At 58.5% G+C, this 22,114-nt stretch carries 18 protein-coding genes and 1 tRNA gene; 10 read left to right on the top strand and 9 right to left on the bottom strand.

The features are described 5' to 3' along the window. Nucleotides 1–30: 30 nt before the first annotated feature. From WW58_RS03810 to WW58_RS03785, 6 genes are all read right to left on the bottom strand, one after another. Entirely contained in the window at nucleotides 31–921 is an 891-nt protein-coding gene (locus WW58_RS03810) for a DUF58 domain-containing protein (protein ID WP_046435544.1), read from the bottom strand. 99 nt (nucleotides 922–1,020) lie between these two features. Continuing rightward, the gene (locus tag WW58_RS03805) at nucleotides 1,021–2,004 is read right to left on the bottom strand and encodes an AAA family ATPase (protein WP_012420813.1); all 984 of its coding nucleotides are present in this window, start codon (nucleotides 2,002–2,004) and stop codon (nucleotides 1,021–1,023) included. A gap of 54 nt (nucleotides 2,005–2,058) precedes the next feature. After that, entirely contained in the window at nucleotides 2,059–3,471 is a 1,413-nt protein-coding gene (gene gatA, locus WW58_RS03800) for an Asp-tRNA(Asn)/Glu-tRNA(Gln) amidotransferase subunit GatA (RefSeq protein ID WP_046435542.1), read from the bottom strand. Between the two features lie 54 nt (nucleotides 3,472–3,525). Next, nucleotides 3,526–3,819, bottom strand: a complete 294-nt coding sequence (gene gatC, locus WW58_RS03795; protein ID WP_022198191.1) for an Asp-tRNA(Asn)/Glu-tRNA(Gln) amidotransferase subunit GatC — start codon at nucleotides 3,817–3,819, stop codon at nucleotides 3,526–3,528. 40 nt (nucleotides 3,820–3,859) lie between these two features. Beyond that, nucleotides 3,860–4,192: a hypothetical protein gene (locus tag WW58_RS03790; protein ID WP_046435539.1), complete on the bottom strand. Its 333-nt coding sequence runs from the start codon at nucleotides 4,190–4,192 to the stop codon at nucleotides 3,860–3,862. Beyond that, nucleotides 4,189–4,776 (bottom strand): hypothetical protein, encoded by a 588-nt coding sequence (locus tag WW58_RS03785; protein ID WP_012420817.1) that lies wholly within the window; start codon nucleotides 4,774–4,776, stop codon nucleotides 4,189–4,191. Before WW58_RS03785 ends, WW58_RS03790 begins: the two co-directional genes overlap by 4 nt. A gap of 390 nt (nucleotides 4,777–5,166) precedes the next feature. On the opposite strand from WW58_RS03785, the gene WW58_RS03775 reads away from it, so the two are divergent. Genes WW58_RS03775 through WW58_RS03760 form a run of 4 tightly spaced genes read left to right on the top strand, consistent with a single transcriptional unit; the run spans nucleotide 5,167 to nucleotide 9,567 of the window. Beyond that, nucleotides 5,167–5,943, top strand: a complete 777-nt coding sequence (locus tag WW58_RS03775; protein WP_128191327.1) for a hypothetical protein — start codon at nucleotides 5,167–5,169, stop codon at nucleotides 5,941–5,943. Next, nucleotides 5,940–7,151, top strand: coding sequence for a tetratricopeptide repeat protein (locus WW58_RS03770; RefSeq protein WP_022198193.1), 1,212 nt, complete (start codon nucleotides 5,940–5,942; stop codon nucleotides 7,149–7,151). The genes WW58_RS03775 and WW58_RS03770 overlap by 4 nt, the downstream gene beginning before the upstream one ends. A 15-nt stretch (nucleotides 7,152–7,166) precedes the next feature. After that, nucleotides 7,167–8,690 (top strand): SUMF1/EgtB/PvdO family nonheme iron enzyme, encoded by a 1,524-nt coding sequence (locus WW58_RS03765; protein WP_046435533.1) that lies wholly within the window; start codon nucleotides 7,167–7,169, stop codon nucleotides 8,688–8,690. 34 nt (nucleotides 8,691–8,724) lie between these two features. After that, nucleotides 8,725–9,567 carry a hypothetical protein gene (locus WW58_RS03760; protein WP_128220646.1) on the top strand — a complete coding sequence of 281 codons (843 nt, stop codon included), beginning with the start codon at nucleotides 8,725–8,727 and terminating at the stop codon, nucleotides 9,565–9,567. Between the two features lie 100 nt (nucleotides 9,568–9,667). Here WW58_RS03760 and WW58_RS03755 read toward each other — a convergent pair whose 3' ends face one another. Genes WW58_RS03755 through WW58_RS12910 form a run of 3 tightly spaced genes read right to left on the bottom strand, consistent with a single transcriptional unit; the run spans nucleotide 9,668 to nucleotide 11,592 of the window. Further along, nucleotides 9,668–10,687 (bottom strand): S1C family serine protease, encoded by a 1,020-nt coding sequence (locus tag WW58_RS03755; RefSeq protein ID WP_046435528.1) that lies wholly within the window; start codon nucleotides 10,685–10,687, stop codon nucleotides 9,668–9,670. Next, the gene (locus WW58_RS03750; protein ID WP_094139142.1) at nucleotides 10,684–11,448 is read right to left on the bottom strand and encodes a S1 family peptidase; all 765 of its coding nucleotides are present in this window, start codon (nucleotides 11,446–11,448) and stop codon (nucleotides 10,684–10,686) included. Before WW58_RS03750 ends, WW58_RS03755 begins: the two co-directional genes overlap by 4 nt. Nucleotides 11,449–11,460: 12 nt before the next feature. Then, nucleotides 11,461–11,592, bottom strand: coding sequence for a hypothetical protein (locus WW58_RS12910; RefSeq protein WP_012420824.1), 132 nt, complete (start codon nucleotides 11,590–11,592; stop codon nucleotides 11,461–11,463). Nucleotides 11,593–11,779: 187 nt separating this feature from the next. Here WW58_RS12910 and WW58_RS03745 point away from each other — a divergent pair. The 6 genes from WW58_RS03745 to WW58_RS03720 form a co-directional block, all read left to right on the top strand. Beyond that, nucleotides 11,780–11,854 (top strand) — tRNA-Gly (locus tag WW58_RS03745). Between the two features lie 118 nt (nucleotides 11,855–11,972). Then, the gene (locus WW58_RS03740) at nucleotides 11,973–13,106 is read left to right on the top strand and encodes a tyrosine-type recombinase/integrase (protein ID WP_046435527.1); all 1,134 of its coding nucleotides are present in this window, start codon (nucleotides 11,973–11,975) and stop codon (nucleotides 13,104–13,106) included. Nucleotides 13,107–13,170: 64 nt separating this feature from the next. After that, a complete protein-coding gene (locus WW58_RS03735; RefSeq protein ID WP_146023888.1) occupies nucleotides 13,171–13,770 on the top strand; it encodes a hypothetical protein in 600 nt (199 codons plus the stop codon). A 10-nt stretch (nucleotides 13,771–13,780) separates the two neighbouring features. Next, nucleotides 13,781–14,491, top strand: coding sequence for a hypothetical protein (locus WW58_RS03730; RefSeq protein WP_146023889.1), 711 nt, complete (start codon nucleotides 13,781–13,783; stop codon nucleotides 14,489–14,491). Further along, a complete protein-coding gene (locus tag WW58_RS12905) occupies nucleotides 14,478–17,084 on the top strand; it encodes a glucosaminidase domain-containing protein (RefSeq protein ID WP_288143403.1) in 2,607 nt (868 codons plus the stop codon). The genes WW58_RS03730 and WW58_RS12905 overlap by 14 nt, the downstream gene beginning before the upstream one ends. Nucleotides 17,085–17,093: 9 nt before the next feature. Beyond that, on the top strand, nucleotides 17,094–22,114 hold a 5,021-nt coding region (locus WW58_RS03720), incomplete at its 3' end, for a hypothetical protein (RefSeq protein WP_288143402.1).

Here is a 22,114-nt window from a genome sequence, read left to right as displayed (position 1 = left end):
GGGGGTTGGCATGTCTGGCGGAGAAGAGGATTAGCGTGAAAATTTACGGGATCTTCTGGCAAAAAGGGCCCGGAGGGGAGGCATGAAGTTGTCCGTGGTCTGCAAGTCCAGGAAGTCGATGCCCAGGCGGCGGAAATCCTGCGTCCATTTCTCGCGGTGCAGATGCACGGCGTTGGCGTGGGTTTCCCGGACATCCTGACGGGAAAGGTTCAGGAACATGCTTTTGCCAGTTTCCGGATCTTTCAGGATGACGCGTCCGGCATCCGGCAGATGCAGTTCCATCGGGTCTGCGATGCGGATGGGGATGAAGTCATGCTTGAAGTTGAGCTGCCCCAGGGCGGCTTTGTTGTTTTCGCCCCAGAAGTCACTGATCATAATGACCATGGCCGCTTTTTTCTGGGAAAGGACAAGTTGCCGTGCTACATCGGAAATGTTCTGGTCGGTTCCATCGTTTTTACTGGCTACGATTTCGCGGACGATGCGCAGGGTCTGCTTGACTCCCTTGGCCGGGGGGATGTAATGGGAGTGGCTGTTCCCGTAGATGAGGAGGCCGCATTTGTCTCCGCTCTGGGCAGCGCTGTAGGCGAGCACTGCCGCTACTTCCGCCGCATAGTCCAGTTTGGAGACGCGGGCCGCGGAGGAGGCGTAGTGCATGGATCCGCTGACGTCCACCGCCAGAATGACGGCCTGTTCCCGTTCCTCCCGGAAACGGCGGACAAAAGGGGAGTTCATCTTGGCCGTTACCTTCCAGTCAATGAAGCGGGGGTCGTCTCCCGGCATGTATTCCCGGAAGTCGTCAAAGTCCAGCCCCTGTCCGCGGAAGCCGGACTGGTATTGCCCGGCGAAGTTTTCCGTGGCCAGATGCCTGGCGCGCAGTTCAATGCGGCGTACGCGCTTGAGAATGTCTGAGGCTTTATCCATGAAATGATTTTCCCTGTTTGGGTTCAATCAGGTTCCGGCAAGGCGCCCCTTGGGGCCTGAAGGATAAGGGCGGGCGCGGAAGCGTCCGCCTTCCTGCCGTCACGGCACGGGGACTTTCGTCAGGATGTGGTCGATGACGTCGTCCGTGGAAATGTTTTCCGCTTCAGCCTCATAAGAGAGCAGGATGCGGTGGCGCAGGATATCGTGGGCCAGGTCCTTGATGTCCTGTGGAGTGACGAAGGAACGATGGTGCATGAAGGCATTGGCGCGGGCCGCCAGAGCCAGGTTGATGGTAGCGCGGGGAGATGCCCCCGCGCGGATGAGACCGCGCAACTTCACGTCCACCGTTTCCGGGAAACGGGTGGCGCGCACCAGATCCACGATGTAGCCGCGCACGGCGTCGTCAATATAAATCTGGTTTACTAGGTCGCGGGAGGCCGCCACCTGTTCCGGCGTGGTGACCGGGGAGGTTTCCGGCGGTTTGGCGGAGCTGGCCATGAGGTCCAGCACCTGGAGTTCTTCTTCGCGCGTGGGGTAGGTGACCAGCACCTTGAAGAGGAAACGGTCAAGCTGGGCTTCCGGGAGCTGGTAGGTGCCCTCCTGGTCAATCGGGTTTTGCGTGGCAAGCACCAGGAAGGGGTCCGGCAGACGGTAGGTGGTTTCACCCAGGGTTACCTGGCGTTCCTGCATGGCTTCCAGCAGGGCGGATTGCACTTTGGCCGGGGCGCGGTTGATTTCATCCGCCAAAATGAGATTGGCGAAGATCGGGCCTTTTTTGGCTGTGAACTGCCTTTCTTCCGGATTATAGATCATTGTGCCCAGCAAATCCGCCGGAAGAAGATCCGGCGTAAACTGGATGCGGGCAAACTGTGCATGCAGCGTGCCCGCCATGGCTTTTACGGAGAGCGTCTTGGCAAGGCCGGGCACGCCTTCCAGCAGGACGTGGCCCTTGCAGAGGAGACTGAGGATTAGTCTGTCCACGAGCGCCTGCTGGCCGATGACCACCTTGCCGACTTCCGTTCTGAGAGCAGAAATCCACGATGAGTTCGCGGCGATAATTTCGTTGAATTCTCGGGTGTCCATGATTCTGATAGCGGGTGAGACAGTATGCCGGGCACTTACGTTGAAAAAATCCTATTATTTCCCAAGGGCAAATCCGGTTTTCAACAGGAGGTCTTCCCGGAAATGGGGAGCCATCATCTGAAAGCCCACGGGAAGTTCCATGCCGCTTTCCCTGACGGTTCCGCAGGGAATGGACATGGCGGGGAGGCCGGCCAGGTTGGCGGGGATCGTGTAGATGTCCGCCAGATAGGTCTGGAGGTGATCCAGCGCGGAATCTCCGATTTTGGGAGCGGGAGCGGGAGAGGTGGGGCCTACGATGATATCCGCCCTGGAAAAGGCTTCCGCGAAATCTCTGGCGACCAGGGAGCGGACTTTTTGAGCGCGGGAGTAGTAAGCGTCATAGTAACCGGAGCTGAGCACGTAGGTGCCCAGGATGATGCGGCGCTTGACTTCCGGCCCGAACCCCTCTTCACGGGTACGTGAGAAGAGTTCCACCAGTCCGGCGGCATCTTCCGCCCTCTTTCCGTAGCGCACGCCGTCAAACCGGGAGAGGTTGGAAGACGCTTCCGCGCAGGCGATGATGTAGTAGGCGGCGACGACGGCATCCGCGTGGGGCAGGTTGACTTCCACCAGCTCCGCACCCAGGTTTTCCAGTTGTTTCACGGTGTTTTGCACAGCCTCGGAAATGCCCGGATGGTTGCCGGAGGTAAAGTATTCCGAAGGGATGCCCACTTTCAGCCCTTTGACGTCGCGGCCCAGCGCAGCTTCAAAGTCCGGCACGGGGCAGTTTGCGGATGTGGAGTCTTTCCGGTCGTGTCCGGAGATTGCCTGGAGCAGGATGGCTGCGTCTTCCACTGTTTGGGTCATGGGGCCGATCTGGTCTAGGGAAGAGGCGAATGCTACCAGCCCGTAACGGGAAACGCGCCCGTAGGTAGGCTTGAGGCCCACGATGCCGCAGTGCCCGGCCGGCTGCCGGATGGAACCGCCCGTGTCGGAACCGAGTGCGGCAATAGCAGTAGCGGATGCGACGGCGGCGGCAGAGCCGCTGGAGGAGCCGCCGGGAATGCGGTCCGGGGCTTCCGGGTTGCGCGTGATGCCGTAAGCGGAGTTTTCTCCGCTGGCACCCATGGCGAATTCATCCATGTTCGTGCGGCCTAGCGGGATGCCGCCCGCCTCCTTCAGCAGGCGGATGGAGGTGGCGTCATAAGGAGCGACATAAGGGGAAAGAAGGCGGGAGGCGCAGCGCGTCGGCTGGCCCAGGACATTGATGTTGTCCTTCACGGCGATGGGGATGCCGGCCAGGGGGCTGGAAATATCCGCTCCGGCCGCGGCGTGGAGGGCTGCTTCGCGGTCAAAGGAGATGTAGGCGTTGGTTGTCCGGTCCGCCTCAATGGCGTCCGCCGTCAGGTTGACCAGTTCGGCAGGGGAGAGTTCCTTGCGGCGCAGGCGGTCACGCCACTGGGCCAGGGTGCCTTGAATTTTTGACATGAGAAGGAAAGGGTAAAGACGGTTGAAAGGTGAAGGGAAAAGGAAGCGCGAGGATCAGGCGGATTCCACCACCTTGGGTGTGCGGAATTGCCCCTGGGACTGCTGAGGGGCATTGGAAAGGGCTTCTTCCTGGGTGAAGCCGGTTTCAGGAATGTCTTCGCGCATCACATCCATTGCCGGGAGAGGATGGTTCATGGGGGCGATGCCCGTGACATCGTAGGATTCCAGCTTGGTGATATAGGCCAGGATTTTGTCCAGATCTTTGGAGAAGAGAGCTGTTTCTTCCTCCGTCAGGTCAATGCGTGCCAGCTTGGCAATGTAGGCTACGTCTATTTGGGGCGTGCTCATGGTGTAATGTAGAAAAGATGCGGAAAAGAAGGGGGGCTGCCTACTGTTGTTCCAGCAGGCGGACGATCCAGCAGAAGGAAGCGGCGATGGCGCAGATCAGCAGGCCCAGCAGCATGAAGTTTTCTCGCAGTTCCCGCCTCATGTTGGTGGCGCGTCCGTCACGGGCCACTACGGCACGCAGTGCCCGGTTCTGGTTGCCCTCCCGAACGCGGTCAGGAGGCGGCATGGTATTGCGGTCCAGGCGCATGCGGGTCTGCTGGGACGGGCGTTTGAGAGAGGCTTCCAATTCCTGGATACGGCTCTCAATTTCCCGTGAGGCACGATCCAGTTCTGCCAGTTCGGAGGAACGGCGTTTGGTTTTTCTTTTAATCATGATGCGGAAGGGCTGAAAATCCAGATGAAAAAGAGGATGATGAGGGCAATCAGGAGCAGGGGAAGATGGAAGGAAAGGCCCTGGAGGAACTGGGTCATGAATTCTCGGGAGCTGATGCGCACTTTGCTGGAGCGGCGCACCCCGGTGAGCACTTTGGTATGCTGCATGCGCGCGCACTGCTGGACGGCATCCGCGAATTCTTCCTCGCAGCGGTCAATGACCTGCTGGCCCTGGCTGATGAGGTTGTCCGTATTTTCAATAGGCCATTCATCCGGGCGCACGGTGCTGAGCATTTTCAGGCTGCGCGTCAGCGCCATGTGGATTTGTTCCAGTTCATTGCTTTCCTGGCGGAGGCTTTCCACTTCCCGGCCGATGAGGTCTGCAGCGTTGACCATGCGGTCGCCCAGCTCATTTTGCTGGTCCATAAACCTGGCTTTGCGCATATGGCATTCTTCCAGGCGGCGGCGGGAGTTTTCCACTTCCTCCTTTTCTTTCCGCAATTGTTCCAGCCTCAGCTGGGCCTGTTCCATATCGGCGTCCACCTGGTCGTCTGCCTGGGAATTGTAACCGGGGTCGGCGTCCATGCGGCGGTATTGAGGGTGACTTGGTCTCATATGCGGAAAAAATAATGCGGGCCGGCGTAAGGGATTACAGCGTTTCCGGTCCTTTTTGTCGGAGCGGGGAATCCCTGCGCGTGCTATTATTTAACTTTCACAAAATAAATCAAGCCAAGAAGAAGACAGGGAAAGATTTTCCGGATACGTTCCCGGCAGGGAATGCCGCCCTGTTTTTTCTCCCGAAGCCGTGCGTTCCGGATATCCGTGGGGCGACAGGACGCTCCGCTTTCCCGCAAAGGAGGGGGAGGTGCGCTTTTTTTATGGTCAAGGGCATGGATTTGCTGGTATGTAGGAAGCATGCAGTCTGACACGGTAGAATGTAAGCCGACCATGTGGTTTACCGGCAGGGCGGTTATCATGGCTCTCATGTTTCTGGGGTTCGGAGTGTATTTTTATTATGATGCTTCCACCGGATACCCTCAAAAAAACCTGGAGTTTTTCATGCACAAGGCGTTCGTGGACGCTGGAGCCGTGTTTGACCGTGAGGTGAGCGGGAAAGGGGCGTCCGCGGGGGACTGGGAGCGCATTGTTCTGGCGCGCACCGTGGATTTTCCGGAGGGCTACGAAATTCCTTCCGACGTGAATCGGAACGCGGTGCCGTGGCCTGACATTTTGGCGGATTACAGTCTGATGTCCACCCCCGGCAAGGGCTGGAGCGCTGCGTGGCAATCTTATTCCGGGGAAAAGCACTACCCCATCAAGCCGGTGGACCACCCGTATGACGCCTCCAAAATTTTTGAACAGTGGGTGGCCGGGTGCATTTGCCTGGCGCTTGCCATGGTGGCTCTGTTTTTCCTGGTGAGAACGCGCGGCAGGAAAATGTCCCTGAACGGGAAAGAGGTGACGGCCGCCGGCGTGGTTTTCCGCGTGGATGACATTGCCCGTCTGGATTTGCGCAGATGGAAACTGAAGGGACTGGCCATAGCGACGCTGAAACCGGAATGCGGAGGAGCCCGAATCAGGCTGGACGGCCTGACTTACGGCGGCTTCCGGAAGGAGGATTCTCCCCATAACGCGGAAGATTTCATGAAGGCTCTTCTGTCTCTCTACAGAGGAGAAATAGTGGATTATGAAGAAATTCCTGATGCCGGCGGGCCGCCTGCCCGGCAGGAGGACGAGGAACGTGCCGTATGAGCGAATCCCTTCCACCGGAAAAGGGCGCCAATGACCGTGCGTTCGGCGTCGCCTGCTGGACGCTGGGTGGGCTGGCGTTTGTTCTGTTGCTGATGGTGGGCGTTTCTTTCAGCCTGTCTGTCCGTACCGTGGTGGTGGAAAAAGTGGTGGAGAAGCCTGTTCCCGTTCCGGCACGGGAGAAGCAGGAGCGTCCGGCCGGAGTCGTTGAGAATGGGGCGGCTGAGGAGACAGTGCATATGGCGGATGTTCCGGCACCCCCTTCTGAAAAGCCCCGTTCCGTGGAAGAAATGCTCCGGGAAGCAGATTTGTCAGATCCGGCTGCCGATTCTGTACCGGTGGCCGCGGCCGTTGCGGGAGGGGAGGACTCCGCTAGCGGGGCATCCCTTCCTGCTGAGGATCCGGACGAGGTCATGCCTCCCATGACGGAGGAAGTGGCAGAGCTTGTCAAGGCGGCTCGTTACGCCCAGATTGAAGGTGACCTCAAAGTAGCGGTCGTGAAGCTGGAGCAGGCCATGAGGCTGGAGCCGGATAATCCGGTGGTGCTTTATTATTATGGACTTACCTATGAATGGCTGAGGAATGCGGATAAGTCACGGGAGTTTTTTCTGAAAGTATATACCCAGCGGGAGAAGGCGGGGAAATATTTTGCGCGTGCGGCGCGGCACCTCCAGGCCGGCTTTTCCAGCCCGGCGGATTTGCGGGGGGATATGTCCTTCGGCACTATTCTGGAATACCGGGATCCGGAATGCCCCGCCGGGGAGCGCGTCAAGCTGATGGTGCCTATTCTGATGAAGGATGGCCTGAATGTCAGGCCGGAGGATTTGCGCGTCATTGTCCAGTTTTTTGACAAAGTCAATGGGAAGAAAGTGGAAAAGACGCACGCGCCCGAGCCTTCTTCCCGGTGCGTTACGGAACCCGCGGATTGGGCGGACGGTGAGGAAATCATGGAAATAACCTACTACATGCCTCCCCTGACGGAAGAAGAGACGATTGCTTATGGAAGCCTGAAATATTACGGATATACCGCTAAATTGTATTACAAGGGAGAACCGATGGATTGCCATGCTTCCCCTCCCGTGCTATTTTTACTGGAACAGATGAACCAGAGTTCCCCTTCCGGACTGCCCGAGATTTATGACGGCGGTTTGCTTCCCCCTGTAGAGGCGGCTCCGGTTTCTGAGTCTTATGAATCCCTTTTGCCTCCCTGATGCCTGATTTGTCCAATGTTTGATCTTCCCCACAACTTTGGCGATTACACGCTGGTGGCATTCATTGGCCGCACGCGCGGAGGAATTCTTTATCAGGCCATCCAGCAGGGCATGGACCGTTCCGTGTTTCTGGAGTTGCTGGATCCGGACAATCCGGAGGGGGTGGGCGTGGAGGATTTTCTGATGAAGGCCCGCACGCGCGCCGCCATTAATGCTCCGGTGCTGGGCACCGTCTATGAAGCGTCCCAGGCCCAGGGATACTGGTTCGTCACCAGCGAACAGCTGGGAGGCTCATCCCTCCAGTCCATGCTGGACCGCGGGCAGACCCTGTCCATGAAGGATTTGCTGAAAGTGATTGAAACGGTCGGCAACGTGTGCGGCAGGTATGAGCGTCTGCGGACCGCTTTCAATATCATGGAGCCGCGTCACATTTTCCTGGATGACAAGTCTGCCGTGCGGCTGATGAATACGGCCGTGCCCGGTGACTTTCACGAAGAAACATCCCGCGACCAGATGAAGCGCCTGGGCATCGACCTGCCTCCTCTGGTGACTCCGGATGTGCCCGGAACCACGCGGATGCGCACCCTGCTGGAATGGATGAGGGAAGGGCAGAACGGAAAGCCGATGCAATGGGACCAGGTTATGGAGCTGGTTGCTGCGGTTCGCGAACAGCTGGGGCTTTCCCCTCGGGTTACCACCCACCGCTATACCGTCCCCGTGGAATCCCGCGGAAAAGCCGGAAAAAGGCTGCTTTGGGCCGGAACGGGCCTGCTGGGCGCGGGGATAGCCGCGGCTGCCGTTCTTCTTTTATTCCCCCGGGAGAAGGAAACCGTATCCCGTCCCCATGTTCCGGCTCCTAAACATTATCCGGATTTTTCCGCCAGCGATCATACGGAAGTCCGCGTAACTCTTCCCGGAGGAGGGGAACTGATTGTGGGAGCCCATGAAATTACCCTGGAATCCTACCGCCTGTTTTTGGACCAGTGGGCACGCCTCACTCCGGAGCTGAGGGAGGAATATTCCCACCCGGACCAGCCGGACAAGAGGACTGCTTCCCATATTCCCCAGGACTGGGAGGCTATGTGGAAGGCGGCTTCCACGCCGGGAGGCAAATGGAAAGGCAGGAAAATAACACCCCGCTCTCCCGTCGTCAACGTCACTTTCTGGGATGCCTGGGCGTATGCGAGCTGGAAGCCCGTGGCCCCCGGAGAACCGCGCTACCGCCTGCCCGAGCGCGGGGAGTGGATGGCTCTGGGGAATATGCTGGAAACGGGTGAGAAGGGGGACAGGACGCTGGTGATTGACAGATACAGCAATGATCATGATTTAAAGACCGGCGTGTGCGGCATGGCTTCCGGCGTGATGGAATGGACTTCTTCCATGGAAAAGGATCCTGCGCGCGTGAAGGAGCCTCCGGGACCGGTGGCCTGCGGCGGAGACTGGAGGCAGCCCGGCATCTCCAACCGGGTGGAATACCTGCGCTCCCGCGGCGAAAGACGGGACAACCTGGGGTTCAGAATCGTGCGGGATGTCCGCTGACTTGTTTAACGACAATACTTAACATACCAATACCATGAAACATATCCTTGCAATGCTGCTGGCCCTTCTGGGGGCGTCCGGGGCCCTGGCCCAGATTTACGTGAAAGTAGTTCCGGAAAAGAAGACTTTCCTCAGCGGGGAAGCCATGTACATGAGGCTGACCATTACCAACAATTCCGGCGTGCCGGTGGAATTGAAGAGCCGGGAATATTCCTCCTGGCTGGATATCCATGTGGAGCATTCCACTGCGGGGGCGGAACTCCCCCAGTCCAAGTTTGCCCTGTTTCCGCCTCTCAAGGTTCCGGCCGGCATGAGCGTTTCCCGCAAGATTGATCTGCGCCATTTCTATGACTTGTCCCGTGAGGGCAACTACCATGTGCAGGCCGTTGTCAAAATGCCCAACCAGAAGGACATGTTTGCTTCCCAGAAATCCCTGTTTGCCGTCCGGACGGGAACGCCCATGTGGTCCCAGACCGTAGCTATTCCGGCCAGTGCCAAGCGGTGCACTTTTTCCGTTTGCACCATTGCCGTGCGGGGGATCCAGAAGTTGTATGTGCAGACGAAGGATCCGGATACGGGAGTGGCCTACAATGCCGTGTGCATCGGAGACTGGCTGGGGACCACGCGTCCGCAGTGCATGGTGGACGGCAAGGCGAATGTCCATGTCTTCTTCCCAACTACTCCCATGCTGAGCGCGTATTCCCGCATCAACTACCGGGGAACGATGGAGAAGCTCCAGTACTATAAAAAGGTGGTGGGAGCTCCCTCCATGGTCTTTCTTCCGGACGGAAGCGTACGTGTGACGGGAGCCGTCCATTATGATCCTACCGTGAAACCCAAGACGGTGCCGGATGCCGCTGATGTTCCCGGCATGTAAATCCGTCCTGTTTCTCCGGATGCCACGCAGGGGAAAAGGAAAGGCAAACGTACAGCTTCTTCCGTACCGGGAAAATAAAATGTTCCGGTATTTTCCTGAGCTATTTTTCCGGCTGGGGCGCGTTTTTCAGGATGTTTTGCACGCTTTTCTGCACAACGCTGATGGGCAGGGCGTAATTTTCCGCCCGGTTCACTCTGGCGATGTTCATGCCGATGAGTTCCCCCTTGAGATTGAGCAGCGGGCCACCCATCAGCGTGTACCGGGAAGGGGTGTCATGCTGGAGGACCATAGGGAAATCATCCCTGCGTTTGCTGAACCCGCCGCTGATCAGGTCATTGGAATCCTCAGGAGCGTTTCCTCCCAGGGCCTGGCGTCTGGAACCCAGCGTGATGGTGTAGGATAACCTTTTATCCTTGCGTTTGACTTTCAGTGTCACTCTTTCTCCAACTTTTTTCCTGGACAGAATGGGGGAAACGGCGTCCAGAGCAGTAACGGGCGTGCCGTCCACCGCCAGAATCTCATCTCCGGCCTTGGCCCCGGCTTGGGCGGCGGGGCCGTCCTTGGTAACTTCCTGAATGGTACAGGGGGTGCCGAAAACGACGCCCAGGTAGGCGGTGTCTCCGTTCGGGATGGGGCGCTGCTCCGCACTAAGGGTTCCCAGCTGGGGCCGTCTGGACGTACGGGTTGTGGAGCCGTTGCTGACTACCAGGGTTCCCATGGCGGCATCATTGCTGACGGGGCCGGGAGCGTGCAGCCCGGCGGCTTCCACTTTCACTACTGCGATGTCTGTGGACGGGTCCGAGCCAATTTCCCTGAACTGCCCATATTTGGAAGAACCTACCCGGATGGTCAGATCCCTGTAGGAATGGAGTTCCGAGGCTTTGGTGGCGATGTAGCCGTCCGGGCTCAGCACAATGCCGTAAATCACAACATCGTGACCGGAAAAGAAAACTGCGCTCAAGTCCTGAAGACGTTCGCGGATGGGCTCGATAGTTTTCAGAACGGCTTTCCCGTTGATTCTCTGTTCAAAATCCAGGCTTCCGTTATTTCCTTCCGCCAGAGCGGGGTGGAACAGGGCGAAAACCAGGGGAAACAGGCAGATGCAGAAAGGAAATTTCATGATGGCTGAGTGGAGAATGGCTGGCTGTCCTGTTCCGGTGACGGCGTCAGGGAGGTCTTTCCTTCCGCTGTCTCCTCCGTCAGAGCGTTGAAATCCTTCATGGGCACGTGAAGATTGTCTTCCAGACCGGAACCGACCCTGCTGTGAATGCCAATCAGCTTTCCATCCAGGTTGAAAAGAGGGCCGCCGGAATCCCCGCGAATCAGCTTGCAGTCCGTCTGAATGACGCCGTTCTTGAGGGAAACCACCCTCCCCAGGCGCACCATCGGGCCGCGTTTCCGGTCCAGCCCCCCGCCGTGCCCCAGCGCGAACACCCAGTCCCCCACACGAGGCATTTTTTCCGCTTTTTCCACGCAGGGCAGTTTTTTGTTCAATTGGGATGTGATTTTGGCTATGCCTGCGTCCGAATTGCTGTTTTGCGCCGTGGTTTTTCCTGGAAGGCGCGTTCCATCCGGCAGGATGATTTTGAGCGTGGTTCCTTTCTTGTCCACAACGTGGGCCGCTGAAAAGACCAGGCCTTTTTCCGAAACCAGGATGCCGGAGCCGCTGCCGTTGTTTAATTCAATGCAGACCAGGGCGGGAAGCACCCGGGGAAGCATTTGCTGAAGCTGGCGTTCAATCCGCTGCAAATCCTCTACGGATTGCGGGGTGGAAGCCAGAAGACCGGCTCCATCAGCGGACTGAGCCGGCGCTGGCGGGGCCAGCAGCGCCGTGCCGCAGAGAATGGCGGAAAAACAGGGATTCCGGAGAGCCGGGGTCATGATTGCCGGTGATTATTGCCCAGAGACGGAAGTTTCCGTCTTCTGCTGCTGGTCCTCCTGTCCGCCGCCCACCAGGGAATCATGGTAATACACGCCGATAAACAAGCCTGCCAGCGTAATAAGGGTGATGAGGAGCTCTTTCATGCCGTCACAGCATAGAATGTGTATTCGCGTCTGACGAGAGAATTTCATTGATAAGCCGCATTTTGATGCAGTTCGGCAGAGCGGGGATGAATGCGGATGAGAAAATAGCCAAAATAAAGGTTGCTTTTTCCCGTGATAGGCGTATAAATCCCTCAGCGGCCGTTTCCGGTTCGCTGGCTCATTTAAAGCGGATGTAGCTCAGGGGTAGAGCGCAACCTTGCCAAGGTTGATGTCGTGGGTTCGAATCCCATCATCCGCTCCAAAAGTTTCTGTAAGAAAACCTACGCAAACCTTGATATTGCTAGGGATTATGAATAAAGTACGCGTAAGTTTTCTTACGTAAACCATATTACAAAACCCTTACAGGAAATATTACAGGTATGAGCAAGCCTTTTTACAAGGGGCGTCTGTCCATTAACAAGGAAAAATCCTCCCCCTACTGGATGGTGACGTTTCAGGGGCCGGACGGCAAGATGAAACGGCGTTCCACGAAAGTTCCTGTGAATGGCGGAGAATTTGAAGGAGACCGCATCACGGCCAAGCTGGCGGAACGGCTCGCCTACCAGCGGGGCGTGCAGATAGCCTGCGCGGAGGCGGAAGAATACCAAGCGCACAATAATGTTTCCGTGCGTGCCTGGTGCGAAGATTATGTGAGGCGCAAGGCGGCGCTGGTGTCGGAAGATACGGCGCGGAACGCCAGGACGGCCTACAAGCATTTTTACGCTTATCTTGGGACGCGGGCTGACGCCCCGCTGCGTCTGATCACCAAGGCGGACATCAAGGGCTTTGTGGCGGCCCGCCGGGAAGAAGTCAGGCAAAAGACGGTAGCCAAAGACCTGGCCGCCCTTTCCCAGGCATTCGCGGACGCCGTGGATGCGGAAGTAATTGACCGCAATCCGTGCGCCGGCGTTTCCATTCCCCCGGACCGCGCGGGCGAGAAGCTGCACAAGGAAGCCTTCACGCTCGACGAGATCCGCTACATGATTGAGCATTTTCCGCCCCTGTGGAGTTCCGCGGTGCGCTGCTCGTTTGAGACCTTTGGCCAGCGGTTGGGGGACATTTTGAGGTTGAATTGGAATCAGTTTGACTGGGAACGCCGCGTTGTGCGCTTTGACACCGGGAAGACGGGGCGCTGGATGGACCAGCCCATGAGGGAAGGCTTTTACCAGTGGGCGCTTGCCCGCTGGAAGGAAGCCGGGGAACCGGCGGACGCATTGCTTCACGCGCCCCTGCTGGCCCTGGGGGATGGGGCTTCCGCCCAGTTCGGGTTGTTATTGAGAACGCACGGTATCGGCGTGGTGCATGGAGCGGCCGGCGGCCGCAGACGGAGGATGAACAGCAAGTCCTTCCACAGCATTCGGGCGACGGCCGCCACGTTGTTGCAGGCATCAGGCGTATCGCAGGGGCTGGCCATGGAGCTGGTGGGGCATGATTCTTCCGCCGTGCATAGCGTGTACATCCGCCCTTCCGCGGATCAGCTGCGCTCCGCCGCGGAGTCCCTGCCGGAGTTGTAAGGTTTCCGGCTGTGTGACACCGTCACGCTTTCTTTGATGCAGTTGTCTTGCCATGCTTTCAGGCATGGACAGGCATACCGTGTTTACTCTGGCCCTTCAGCTGCTTGGGGCGCAGGAGTATAAGGAGGATTCTCCTACGCAGCATCCGTGCGACGTATGGTTCAATCCCGTATTGCGGACGGCGTGCGTCCGTTTTAATTGGACGTTTCTGGCGCGCGAAACGGTGCTGAAACGCAGAAAGGATGCCGCGGTGGCTCCGGGTGTGGCCTTGTTTCCTTACCCGGACGGATGCCTGAAGATTACCCGCATGAGGACGGAGGACGGGGCGGATGTGCGCCTTCCCCGGTTACAGGCGGAAGGCATTTTGGTGGATGAGGACGAGTGCCCGGAGACGTTGCGGGTGAATTACCAGAGCGATCTTGTGGCTCTGGGAGGGACGTTGCCGGATCATGCGCCGGAGTTTTGCGACGCGGTGGTGTGTCTGCTGGCCAGCCGGGTGTGTATGGCGCTGACGAGTAATGCCAGGCTCCAGCAGGCGCTGGAGGAACGGGCCCAGATGGCTTTCCTGTCAGCGATTGCCACTGACCGGCAGCAGGACGGCAGCAAGGCGATTGATCCGATTACGCGCATCACGAGGCAGAATATTTTTAGAAGGAGACGCTGATATGGGATTTATGAAGCCTATGCTTTCCGCAAGCGTGACGGCCAGCGGATATGACGCCAGAAAGAAGCAGACTCTGGCCCACGGACAAGCGGCCAGGAACCGCGCCTACAGCCAGGCCAACGGGGTGGAACAGGCGGCGCGCGCCAATGCGCTGGTGGAGGGCGCCAATATGATGACGATGCGGGGCAATCAGCGCCGGGCGGTTGGAGCCGCCAGGGCCCAGGCGGCGGGCAGCGGGTTTACCAGCGAGGGGACGGGGGCGGCGACTGCCGACGCGGTGAACAGTCTTTACGAGAAGCGGATTGCCGACATGGCTTATGAGTCCAGCACGGGGTCTGTCAATGCGGTAAATCAGGCGATCGGTCTGCGCCGGCAGGGGGATGAGGCAATGAGGGCCGCAGAGGCGGAGGCTGCGCAATACCGCAGCATGGCCAGGGGAACGCGCATGGGGATGTGGTTGAGTAGTGCCGGCGCTTTGGCCGGAGCGATTGACGGGGGGCTGGATGCTTATAACGATGCCCGGGAATGGAATGAGCGCCCGGATGTCCAGAGCGGAGAGGTGAAGCCCGCGAGCGTTTGGAAAGATACGACGATGGGAACCATGAATGGGATGGGCTGGGGCAGTTCCGCCGCGAATGCGTTCAATCCGTATATGTCTTCCTTCACGTCCCAGGGGTGGGAAAAGAGTTTTTTGAAAGCGCTTGGTTATGGACAGAGATGAGAGCTTGATTAACGGGCCGGGGGTGCAGCCTCCGGCGAGTGTGAATGTTCCGGTTCCGCGCGACGTGACCGGGGATGTCTTGCGCCGGGGAGTAGCCCAGGTGGGTCAGAATATCGACGGGATGTGCCGGGAGATGGTGGAAACGGAGGATTCCACGAAGCAGTTCGAACAGGAACGGATCCTGATACAGACGCAGGACGAGGTGGGCAGTGAAGCCAGGAGGCGGCTGCAGCTTCCCGACGGGGATCCTGATGCGTTTTTCGATGAGAGGGGGAATTTCAGCAAGAAGGCGTTAAATAATTTTGCGTCTCCTTATTTGAAGAGGCTTCAGGGGATAGGCAGCGGGATTCTGAATCCTGACCTTGCCCGGAAGATGCGCTTCAAGGCAGCTGTCGCCGGGGACAAGATGTTGAATGATTTGTTTGACAGCGGCAAGGAGGTGGCGAGGAAGAAGCAGGAAACGGCCTTGAATTCCAGTTTGAAACTGGCCGAAGAAACGAATAATTGGGGCTGGTATGAAGATCTTGTTCATGAAGGTGTAAGAGCAGGAGCTATTGATTCTGCTAAAGGGCAACTGCTAATTGTTCAGGGAAGAAAATCCAGATATGCGAATGAGCAGGAGAATTTGAAAACAGCCCTGTTTTCCAGTGTCGCCGCCGATCCCATCCGTACGGCTGCGGCTATCAACAAGGGACTGTACAATGACCTGAATCCCATTGATCTGGACCGGGCCAAACGCGAAGTGCGCCGACGTCTGGCTGATGAGGCCACGCCTGCCCCTCTTTCAGCAGAGGACCGCCGCAAGATTCAGGAAAAGAATATTGAAGCCCTGAAAAAACAGTTGCCCAACGGAGCTACTGAACAGATGTGGAGATGGGCCCGCAATGCCCAAAAAAACGGCGGACGGTTCACGGAACGGGACAAGGTGGAAATAAGGGGAGCGTTCAATATGGAACTGGACAAGCTTCCTGTTCCTCAATCTCGCGAGGAGGCTAATCAAATTGCCGAGCGCACCGCCAAGAAGTGGGCACTCCTGGGGGCTTATGAGGGAAACCAGGAGTATATCCGCGCCGTGGTGATGAATAAGATGATTTCCCGACTGGATGCCGCCAAGGGCGCACGCAGAAATGACATCGGTCTGGTGCTACGCCATATTCCGGATGATGCGTATATTCCGAACAGATCCGCTTCAGTACGGGATGCGTACAGAAAAGGTGACCAAAAGAAGATTCAGGAGAAGGAGGCGGCCAGAAATTTGATAGAGAGCCAGATTGATGAGTATGTACGCGTCCAGATGGCCTATTGGCGAGATCGGAATCCGGAGGCGAGCATCCACGACGACCGGATGCAGATTTTCAGATTTGCCGCAAAGAAAGCCAAAGAGTTGAACGAGTACGAGCATCCGGAAAAGCTGGATGTCGAGAAGAAGTCTAAGGAGATTTCCCGCGCTTTTGACAGTGAAGCCCAGGTAGGAGACACCAGGGAACGCATGCCGGATTCCGGGAAGGATTTCATTGACCGGAAGAATAGGGAGTGGAAGGAGTATCAGAAGAAGCAGGTTCCCTACACGCCGCAAGTGGAGGTTGTGAAAGACAGCGCCCCCTTGGCCGTCCCCATGTCCTTTGTGGCTGGCAGGCGCGCCGGGGCCTACGTGCCCAAGGAAATGTACCAGCAGCTTGTTCAGAAGTACGGAAGTCGCCCCTGTCTGAAAGCCACCATGGACCAGTCCAAGGCTTACAACGAAGTTCCTGTAGTGGGTTTTTATGAAGGCCCTAACAGGGGGATTGAGCTTTCTGGCGACGAGTACGGCAACCGCCTGATCATGCTCGCGGGGGACAAGGGGAAAGCAACCGTCCGTTTTGCCCCCGAAGAGGTGCCCGGCATGATTGAGCCCGGCAATATTGATTTGAGTACACGGCCCGTCGTCCGCAATGCCGACGGCTCCATCAGTACGGTGCGTTCCATTTCCGTGGAGATGGACGGGAAGGAATACCTGATTCCTACCGTTTCCGAGGACGGCAAGGTTCTTTCCGAGGACGATGCCGTGAATCAGTTCAAGCAAACCGGTAAACACTTGGGCGTGTTCAATTCTCCGGAGGACGCGACGGCGTATGCCAGACAGCTCCACGAAGACCAGGAGAATTTTTATGCCCCGCAGCGACAAGGAACAACCAGCGTACTGAACCAGCCTGTTTCTTCCCCGCAGAAGGCCGCCCAAGTACTTTCTCCCGCTCTTCAACAGTACGAATCTGCCTTCCGGCGGGCCGGGGAGAAGTACGGTGTGGACCCTGATTTGCTGATGGCCATTGCCATCCACGAAACAGGCAACGGCACCAGTTCTGCTTTCCGGAACAAGAAGAATGCCATGGGCGTGAGTCCGTATGGCAGAGGTCCCCGGTCTTTTGAAACGGTCGAGGCCGGTATTGAGTACATGGCCGGACAGCTCGCCCGGAATTACCTGGGCAAAGGACTGACAACGATTGCCGCCATTGGCAAGAAGTACGCTCCCCCCGGAGCATCCAACGATCCCAAGGGATTGAATTCCCACTGGGTGAAGGGGGTTTCCGAATATTATTTTCAACTTAAAGCTTAATTGATTACCATGTTTGAAACAGACTTTTTCCCCTTGGCGCAGGAGGCGAAACATTCCGACCTTCTTCCCGAGTCCTTTGACCATTTGCAGGAGAATGACGCCCCTACTTCCTTGCAAGACTGGGGACAGGTGCCGGGTTCCCGGAAGCTTCCGGAGTTCAAGCCCGACGAAAGTCGCCTGAAGTTGTTTTCCGCGCTGGCCTTGGGGGATGACGCTGACGAAGAAGCAAAAGGGTTGGTGAAGGCGGAAGGCTACCAGCCCCCAGTCACACCGGACGAGGAGGCTTGCCTGGGCCTTGATGTGTGCGTTTCCCTGTTTGGTCTGGACCAAGCCGCCGACCCGTATTTGTATTGGGCCCGGCAAGGTAAGGAGGCCCCACAGTTTAAGGATATGGGGGAGGCTCACCGCGCTGTGTGGCAGGATTTTTCCGAGAGAACACGCGTAGAGGATGCCGCCTACAAGGAACGGACGAGAAGAGTCCAGCAGGAACAGGAGGAAATTTCCCACCGAATGGTGGATTGCGTAGCCGGGAAGGAAGGCAGCTGGGACGCGTGTCCTGCCGATTTGCTGAAGTATGCCGAGAGTCCGCAGAAGGTTGCCGATTCCATCATGAGGGCGCGGCGGGCGTATGCTTTTGCCGAGAGGCGTGGGTTTGAGGATGTCTGGCGTTCCGACGCTCTGGACATGGCCGATCTGCTGACGGTGAATGTCAACGGGAATGAGGTGCTGGACCAGCAGGCGTTGATGTTGCTGATGACCGCGATTGACCGGAAGGTTCAGGAGAGCCAGACGGATTCCGCTGCTTTCTGGCGCAATTTGTATAGAAGTTTTGCCGACACGGCGCGCGGCGCGGAGAGCCTGGGCGTGAAGGCGGTTCAGGCGGTGAGGGGCATTCCCGGCATGAGCGGAATGGAAGAGTGGTATTCCAATAATATTGCTCCCCTGCAGGGGGTGAAGGATACGTTTGACGGACAAAGGCAGCTCTTCGACCGCTACGAGCAAAGACGCGAAGCGCTGAATACGATGCAGGATGTGATGCACGAGTTCGGACAGCGGATGCGGGGCACAAGCCCTGATGCGTCCTGGTACGTCAAGGCGATTAACGGAGCCGGGAATATCACCGGGCAGAGCCTTTCCTACATGGCTCCCGGCGGCTGGGCCCTGGCGCTGGCCGGTGATATGGGGCACGCCGGGAATGCCGCCTCCCGCAACGGGGATTCCCTGGTGGACGTGACGATCAACGGGCTGCGGAATACGGTGGAGGAAAAGGGGTTTGGGGTGTTTTCCGTGTTCGGGCGCATGGGGGCCATCAACAAGCTGATGACCAGGACGGGAACCGGCGCCCTGGCGAGACTGGCCGCGAAGGTGCCGGGGCGCACGTTTTTTGCCGGGACGAGAACCGGCAAGATGCTTTCCACCCCGGCGTTTGCCTACGTGGAAGAGATGGCGGCGGAACCTCTGGCCGGGGAGTTGTTCGAGTGGACGGCCCGGAAGTTGTCCGGGATGACGGGAATGGAGGTGAAGCCGAAGGATTTCGAGGTGGTGAGCCCCGTGCTTCAGGCGATGGGGGATGTGGAGCAGTCCGGCGGATGCGCGTTGTTTGTGGCGGCCATGGCTGCCGGCCACGCTCCGAGGATGAAGCAGGAAGTGGCGGCGTTCGTGACGGATGCGCAGCGGGCCCAGCTGGCCGGATATACGAAGAAGCATGCTGAAGAGATGGCGTCTTTTTCCACGGCGGAGCACAAGGCTGCGCTGGCCCAGAAGTATTTCGAGACTGATGTATTGAAGGATCCAGAAGGAGCCGCCGAACGGGCGCGGAAGGCCGGCGCCGAGCTGGCGGACCGGCAGGAGGCCCGGCTGTACCAGATGTCCGGCGCTCTGGACAAGGTGCTGGAGAAGGCTAACATTGGCCGTATCCGCAAGCTGGAAGGAACGGACAGGTACGAGGTGAGCCTGCGGGAGGGCGCTGTAGTGAACGGCGTGAAGATGGAGGAAGACAGGAGCGTGGAGATGAACGAGGAGCAGACGGACGCCCTGGTTCAGGTAGTGCTGCAGGGGGCTTATTTGAATGGCGTCCGCGTGATGCAGGATGCCGTGCTGGGGAATGCCGCGATTTCGGAAGCCGGGAAGATGGATTTTATTGAGACGCTGGATATGTTGTCCGAGGAAGCGCCTGCGGAGTACCGGAAGGCGGCCGCCGAAACCGGAGGGATGACCGTCCCGGGGTTGATGGATGTGGCCGCGCGAGCCCAGGCGAGGATTGACGCGATTGTCCGGGAAGAGGGCGTGTCCGTCCAGGAAGCCAGAAGCAGGACGGATGCCGAAGTGATGGGGAAGGTTCAGCTTGGTTCCATTGCCGATTTGGCGGCGGCTTTTGAGAGGCGTCTTGATCATGCAGTGCGTTCCGGAGAGATTACGAGGGGGAGAGCCGATGAGATCAAGAGCGGCACGGCGGCGGCCAGCTTCGCCCACCGGTTTACGATGGCGGCCGATCCTGGGAGTTCCCTGCTGCTTTACGCCGGAGGCCATGCCACGACGGCCAACGTGATGGAGGATGTGCAGGAGTCCGCCCTGGTTCATTACATGAACCTGACCGGGAAGGATTGGCAGGATTTGTGGGAGCATTTGCAGGCGGCGGACGCCGTGCTGGGAAGGTACGGCGTGAGTCTGGGGACGTATGAGGGCCCGGCGCATGATGCCAGGGACGTGGTGGAGAGTTTTTCCAACCTGTCCCTGTCTTCCTCCCTGGCGGATATTGAGAGCCTGCCCGTGCCACAGTGGGTAAAGGACACCGCGGAGTTCGCCCTGAAGAATCTGGAGGATTCCGCCCGCATCATACGCATGGGCGAGCAATGGAACGAGTTTGCCGCGACGGACGAGGGGAAGAAGTTTATGGAAGAGCACGGAGGCCTGGCGGACGCCCTGCAGGCCGTGGGCGTGAGTACGGAGAGCGTTTTCCGCCAGGCGCGGATGGATGCCGCGCAGAAACTGGATGTGGAGATGGTGCACGCGGACCTTGCTTCCCGCAGGGCTCCGGGGGATGCCACGATGACGCTGGGCGAGCTGGAGGCGCTGGAAGAGTCCATGGCGCGGATGGATGCCGCGGAGGATGTGGAAGAGACTGCGGAAGAGGAGGATGAGACTGATCCCGTGACCGGCATTGCCGGGAATTCGGCATCCCCCGCTCCGCTGGTGGAGGATGCCGGCGGCTCCCTGGAGGGGGTGGGGGAAGAGGCCGAACACGATGAAGAGGCCGGCGCGGAGTTCCGCGATCACGCGTTTGTGCGGGTGGCGCCGGATTGCGTGTTTGCCCAGGTGCGGGTGGATTCCCTGGCCCTGGCGCCGGATGTGGAGCAGTTCAAGCAGGGAGATCATAATGAACGCGGAGCCGTGAAGGGGCGCGAGCTTCAGGGACGGTTCCGGGAAGACGCCCAGCCCATTTCCGTGTGGCGGCGCAGGGATGGAACCCTGCATGTGATTACCGGACGCCACCGGTTTGATTTGGCCGTGCGCGACGGGGTGGAGTTTATTCCGGCTTACGTGTATGAAGAAGATGATGCGCATGACGCCACTTGGGCGAAGATGCACGACGTCGGGCAGAATATGCTGGACGGTCAGGCGTCCGCGCTGGAGGTGGCTTTTTTTGTCCGGAATTCCAATATGGGCCGGGACGAGATGGAGGCGCAGGGGTATTTGCGCCCCGGTTCCGCCAATGTGATGGGCTGGGATATTGCCACCCTGGCCGGGGATGAGGTGTTTACCCGCCTGAAGAACGGGGTGATTACGGATAACGAGGCGTGGAAGGTATGTCGCCTGTCTTCAACGGAGGCGGGACAGATGCTTGCCCTGCAACTGCGCGAGAAGGGGAAGCCGTGGGATTACGTGGCGGCCTATGTTAAGGAGGCGGACCGGGTGGCTGCGGAGAAGTCCCGGGAGGGAGAGGCGTTTGATTTGTTCGGCAACGATACGTCCTGGCAGGAGGATTGCGAGAAGGTGGCCCGCTTTGCGGCCCGGGGGATTGCCCTGATTGCCGAACGCCTGTCCCTTCTGAAGAAGTCCAGAGGCATCAGCCGGCGGAAGGATTTGGCGGGCAGGATGGGCATCCGCCTGGAGACGGACGCAGATTTGAATGCGGCCATTCATGATTTGGAAAGAGCCAAGGGGGCATGGCAGTCCCATGACCCGGCGCTGCGCCTTCATGACCGCGCCCTTGCCTGGGACGGCACGAGTGAAGTGAATCCGTTCGAGCGTGTGCCCGTTTCCGGGGCGACGTTTTCCGTGGTTGCCATGGATAGTTCCGGAACTGTCCTGGCTCCGGAGACGTTCGTCACCCGGGAAGACGGAAGTCCTGACTGGTTTGTGATTCCGCGCCGCAAGAGGCAGCCAGCCATGCCGGTGCGGCTGCTGGTGGGTTCCGATGTCGGGGAGCATCGCGGCTATGGACTGACCCATATCCTGGCTTCCCGCGGGTTTTCCTTCTGGAAGGACCGTTCCCCGGAACGCTATATCAGTTCCATTCTGGCGAATGTGAGCGAGCTTTACGAGGTGGCGCCCGGGCGTGAGTTGCTGGTTAAGGGAAGGCAGCCTTCTTCATGGATGCTGCTGCAATTGGACCGGAAGGACGGGTTTTATTCCATTGTCTCGGCTTATCCAGTGCGGCAGGGCAAGAAGCCGCTGGGGAAGAAGCTCCCCCTTGCAGAGCGACAACCTGCAAACGCGAATAGCGGCACCGCGCGCCTAGGTCCAGGATCGGCAAGCAAGGCCGCTCTGCCGTCCCAATCCGCTGGCGGGGGAGATGGTTTTTCCTTACCACAAGGGGCGCATGTTGTCAACGTGAATGAAGTGGAATGCCGGTTTGACGACGGGGCTATTGTTCCGGCGACGTTTTCCCTATCTCTGGAAAAAGAGACAATCAGGAAGAAGGCGGTCGCTGACGGGACGTTCATGAAGGCCCCGAACGGGAAAGATACGAATCTGACGGAAGACCAGTGGCTTTCCGTGCGCACGGAGGCGTTTAAGAATTGGTTTGG

Origin of the sequence: Akkermansia sp. UNK.MGS-1 (assembly GCF_000980515.1) — a bacterium.
GTDB lineage: Bacteria > Verrucomicrobiota > Verrucomicrobiia > Verrucomicrobiales > Akkermansiaceae > Akkermansia > Akkermansia muciniphila.
This window is presented reverse-complemented; position numbering and strand designations above follow the sequence as displayed.

Bases quoted from the DNA above. Each gene is read 5' to 3' on its own strand.
- WW58_RS03735 (WP_146023888.1), top strand. From the start codon at position 13,171: ATGGACAGGCATACCGTGTTTACTCTGGCCCTTCAGCTGCTTGGGGCG.
- WW58_RS03810 (WP_046435544.1), bottom strand. From the start codon at position 921: ATGGATAAAGCCTCAGACATTCTCAAGCGCGTACGCCGCATTGAACTG.
- WW58_RS03730 (WP_146023889.1), top strand. From the start codon at position 13,781: ATGAAGCCTATGCTTTCCGCAAGCGTGACGGCCAGCGGATATGACGCC.
- WW58_RS03770 (WP_022198193.1), top strand. From the start codon at position 5,940: ATGAGCGAATCCCTTCCACCGGAAAAGGGCGCCAATGACCGTGCGTTC.
- WW58_RS03775 (WP_128191327.1), top strand. From the start codon at position 5,167: ATGGCTCTCATGTTTCTGGGGTTCGGAGTGTATTTTTATTATGATGCT.
- WW58_RS03805 (WP_012420813.1), bottom strand. From the start codon at position 2,004: ATGGACACCCGAGAATTCAACGAAATTATCGCCGCGAACTCATCGTGG.
- gatA (WP_046435542.1), bottom strand. From the start codon at position 3,471: ATGTCAAAAATTCAAGGCACCCTGGCCCAGTGGCGTGACCGCCTGCGC.
- WW58_RS12905 (WP_288143403.1), top strand. From the start codon at position 14,478: ATGGACAGAGATGAGAGCTTGATTAACGGGCCGGGGGTGCAGCCTCCG.
- WW58_RS03765 (WP_046435533.1), top strand. From the start codon at position 7,167: ATGTTTGATCTTCCCCACAACTTTGGCGATTACACGCTGGTGGCATTC.
- WW58_RS03740 (WP_046435527.1), top strand. From the start codon at position 11,973: ATGAGCAAGCCTTTTTACAAGGGGCGTCTGTCCATTAACAAGGAAAAA.
- WW58_RS03755 (WP_046435528.1), bottom strand. From the start codon at position 10,687: ATGAAATTTCCTTTCTGCATCTGCCTGTTTCCCCTGGTTTTCGCCCTG.
- WW58_RS03750 (WP_094139142.1), bottom strand. From the start codon at position 11,448: ATGACCCCGGCTCTCCGGAATCCCTGTTTTTCCGCCATTCTCTGCGGC.
- WW58_RS12910 (WP_012420824.1), bottom strand. From the start codon at position 11,592: ATGAAAGAGCTCCTCATCACCCTTATTACGCTGGCAGGCTTGTTTATC.
- WW58_RS03790 (WP_046435539.1), bottom strand. From the start codon at position 4,192: ATGATTAAAAGAAAAACCAAACGCCGTTCCTCCGAACTGGCAGAACTG.
- WW58_RS03785 (WP_012420817.1), bottom strand. From the start codon at position 4,776: ATGGACGCCGACCCCGGTTACAATTCCCAGGCAGACGACCAGGTGGAC.
- gatC (WP_022198191.1), bottom strand. From the start codon at position 3,819: ATGAGCACGCCCCAAATAGACGTAGCCTACATTGCCAAGCTGGCACGC.
- WW58_RS03760 (WP_128220646.1), top strand. From the start codon at position 8,725: ATGAAACATATCCTTGCAATGCTGCTGGCCCTTCTGGGGGCGTCCGGG.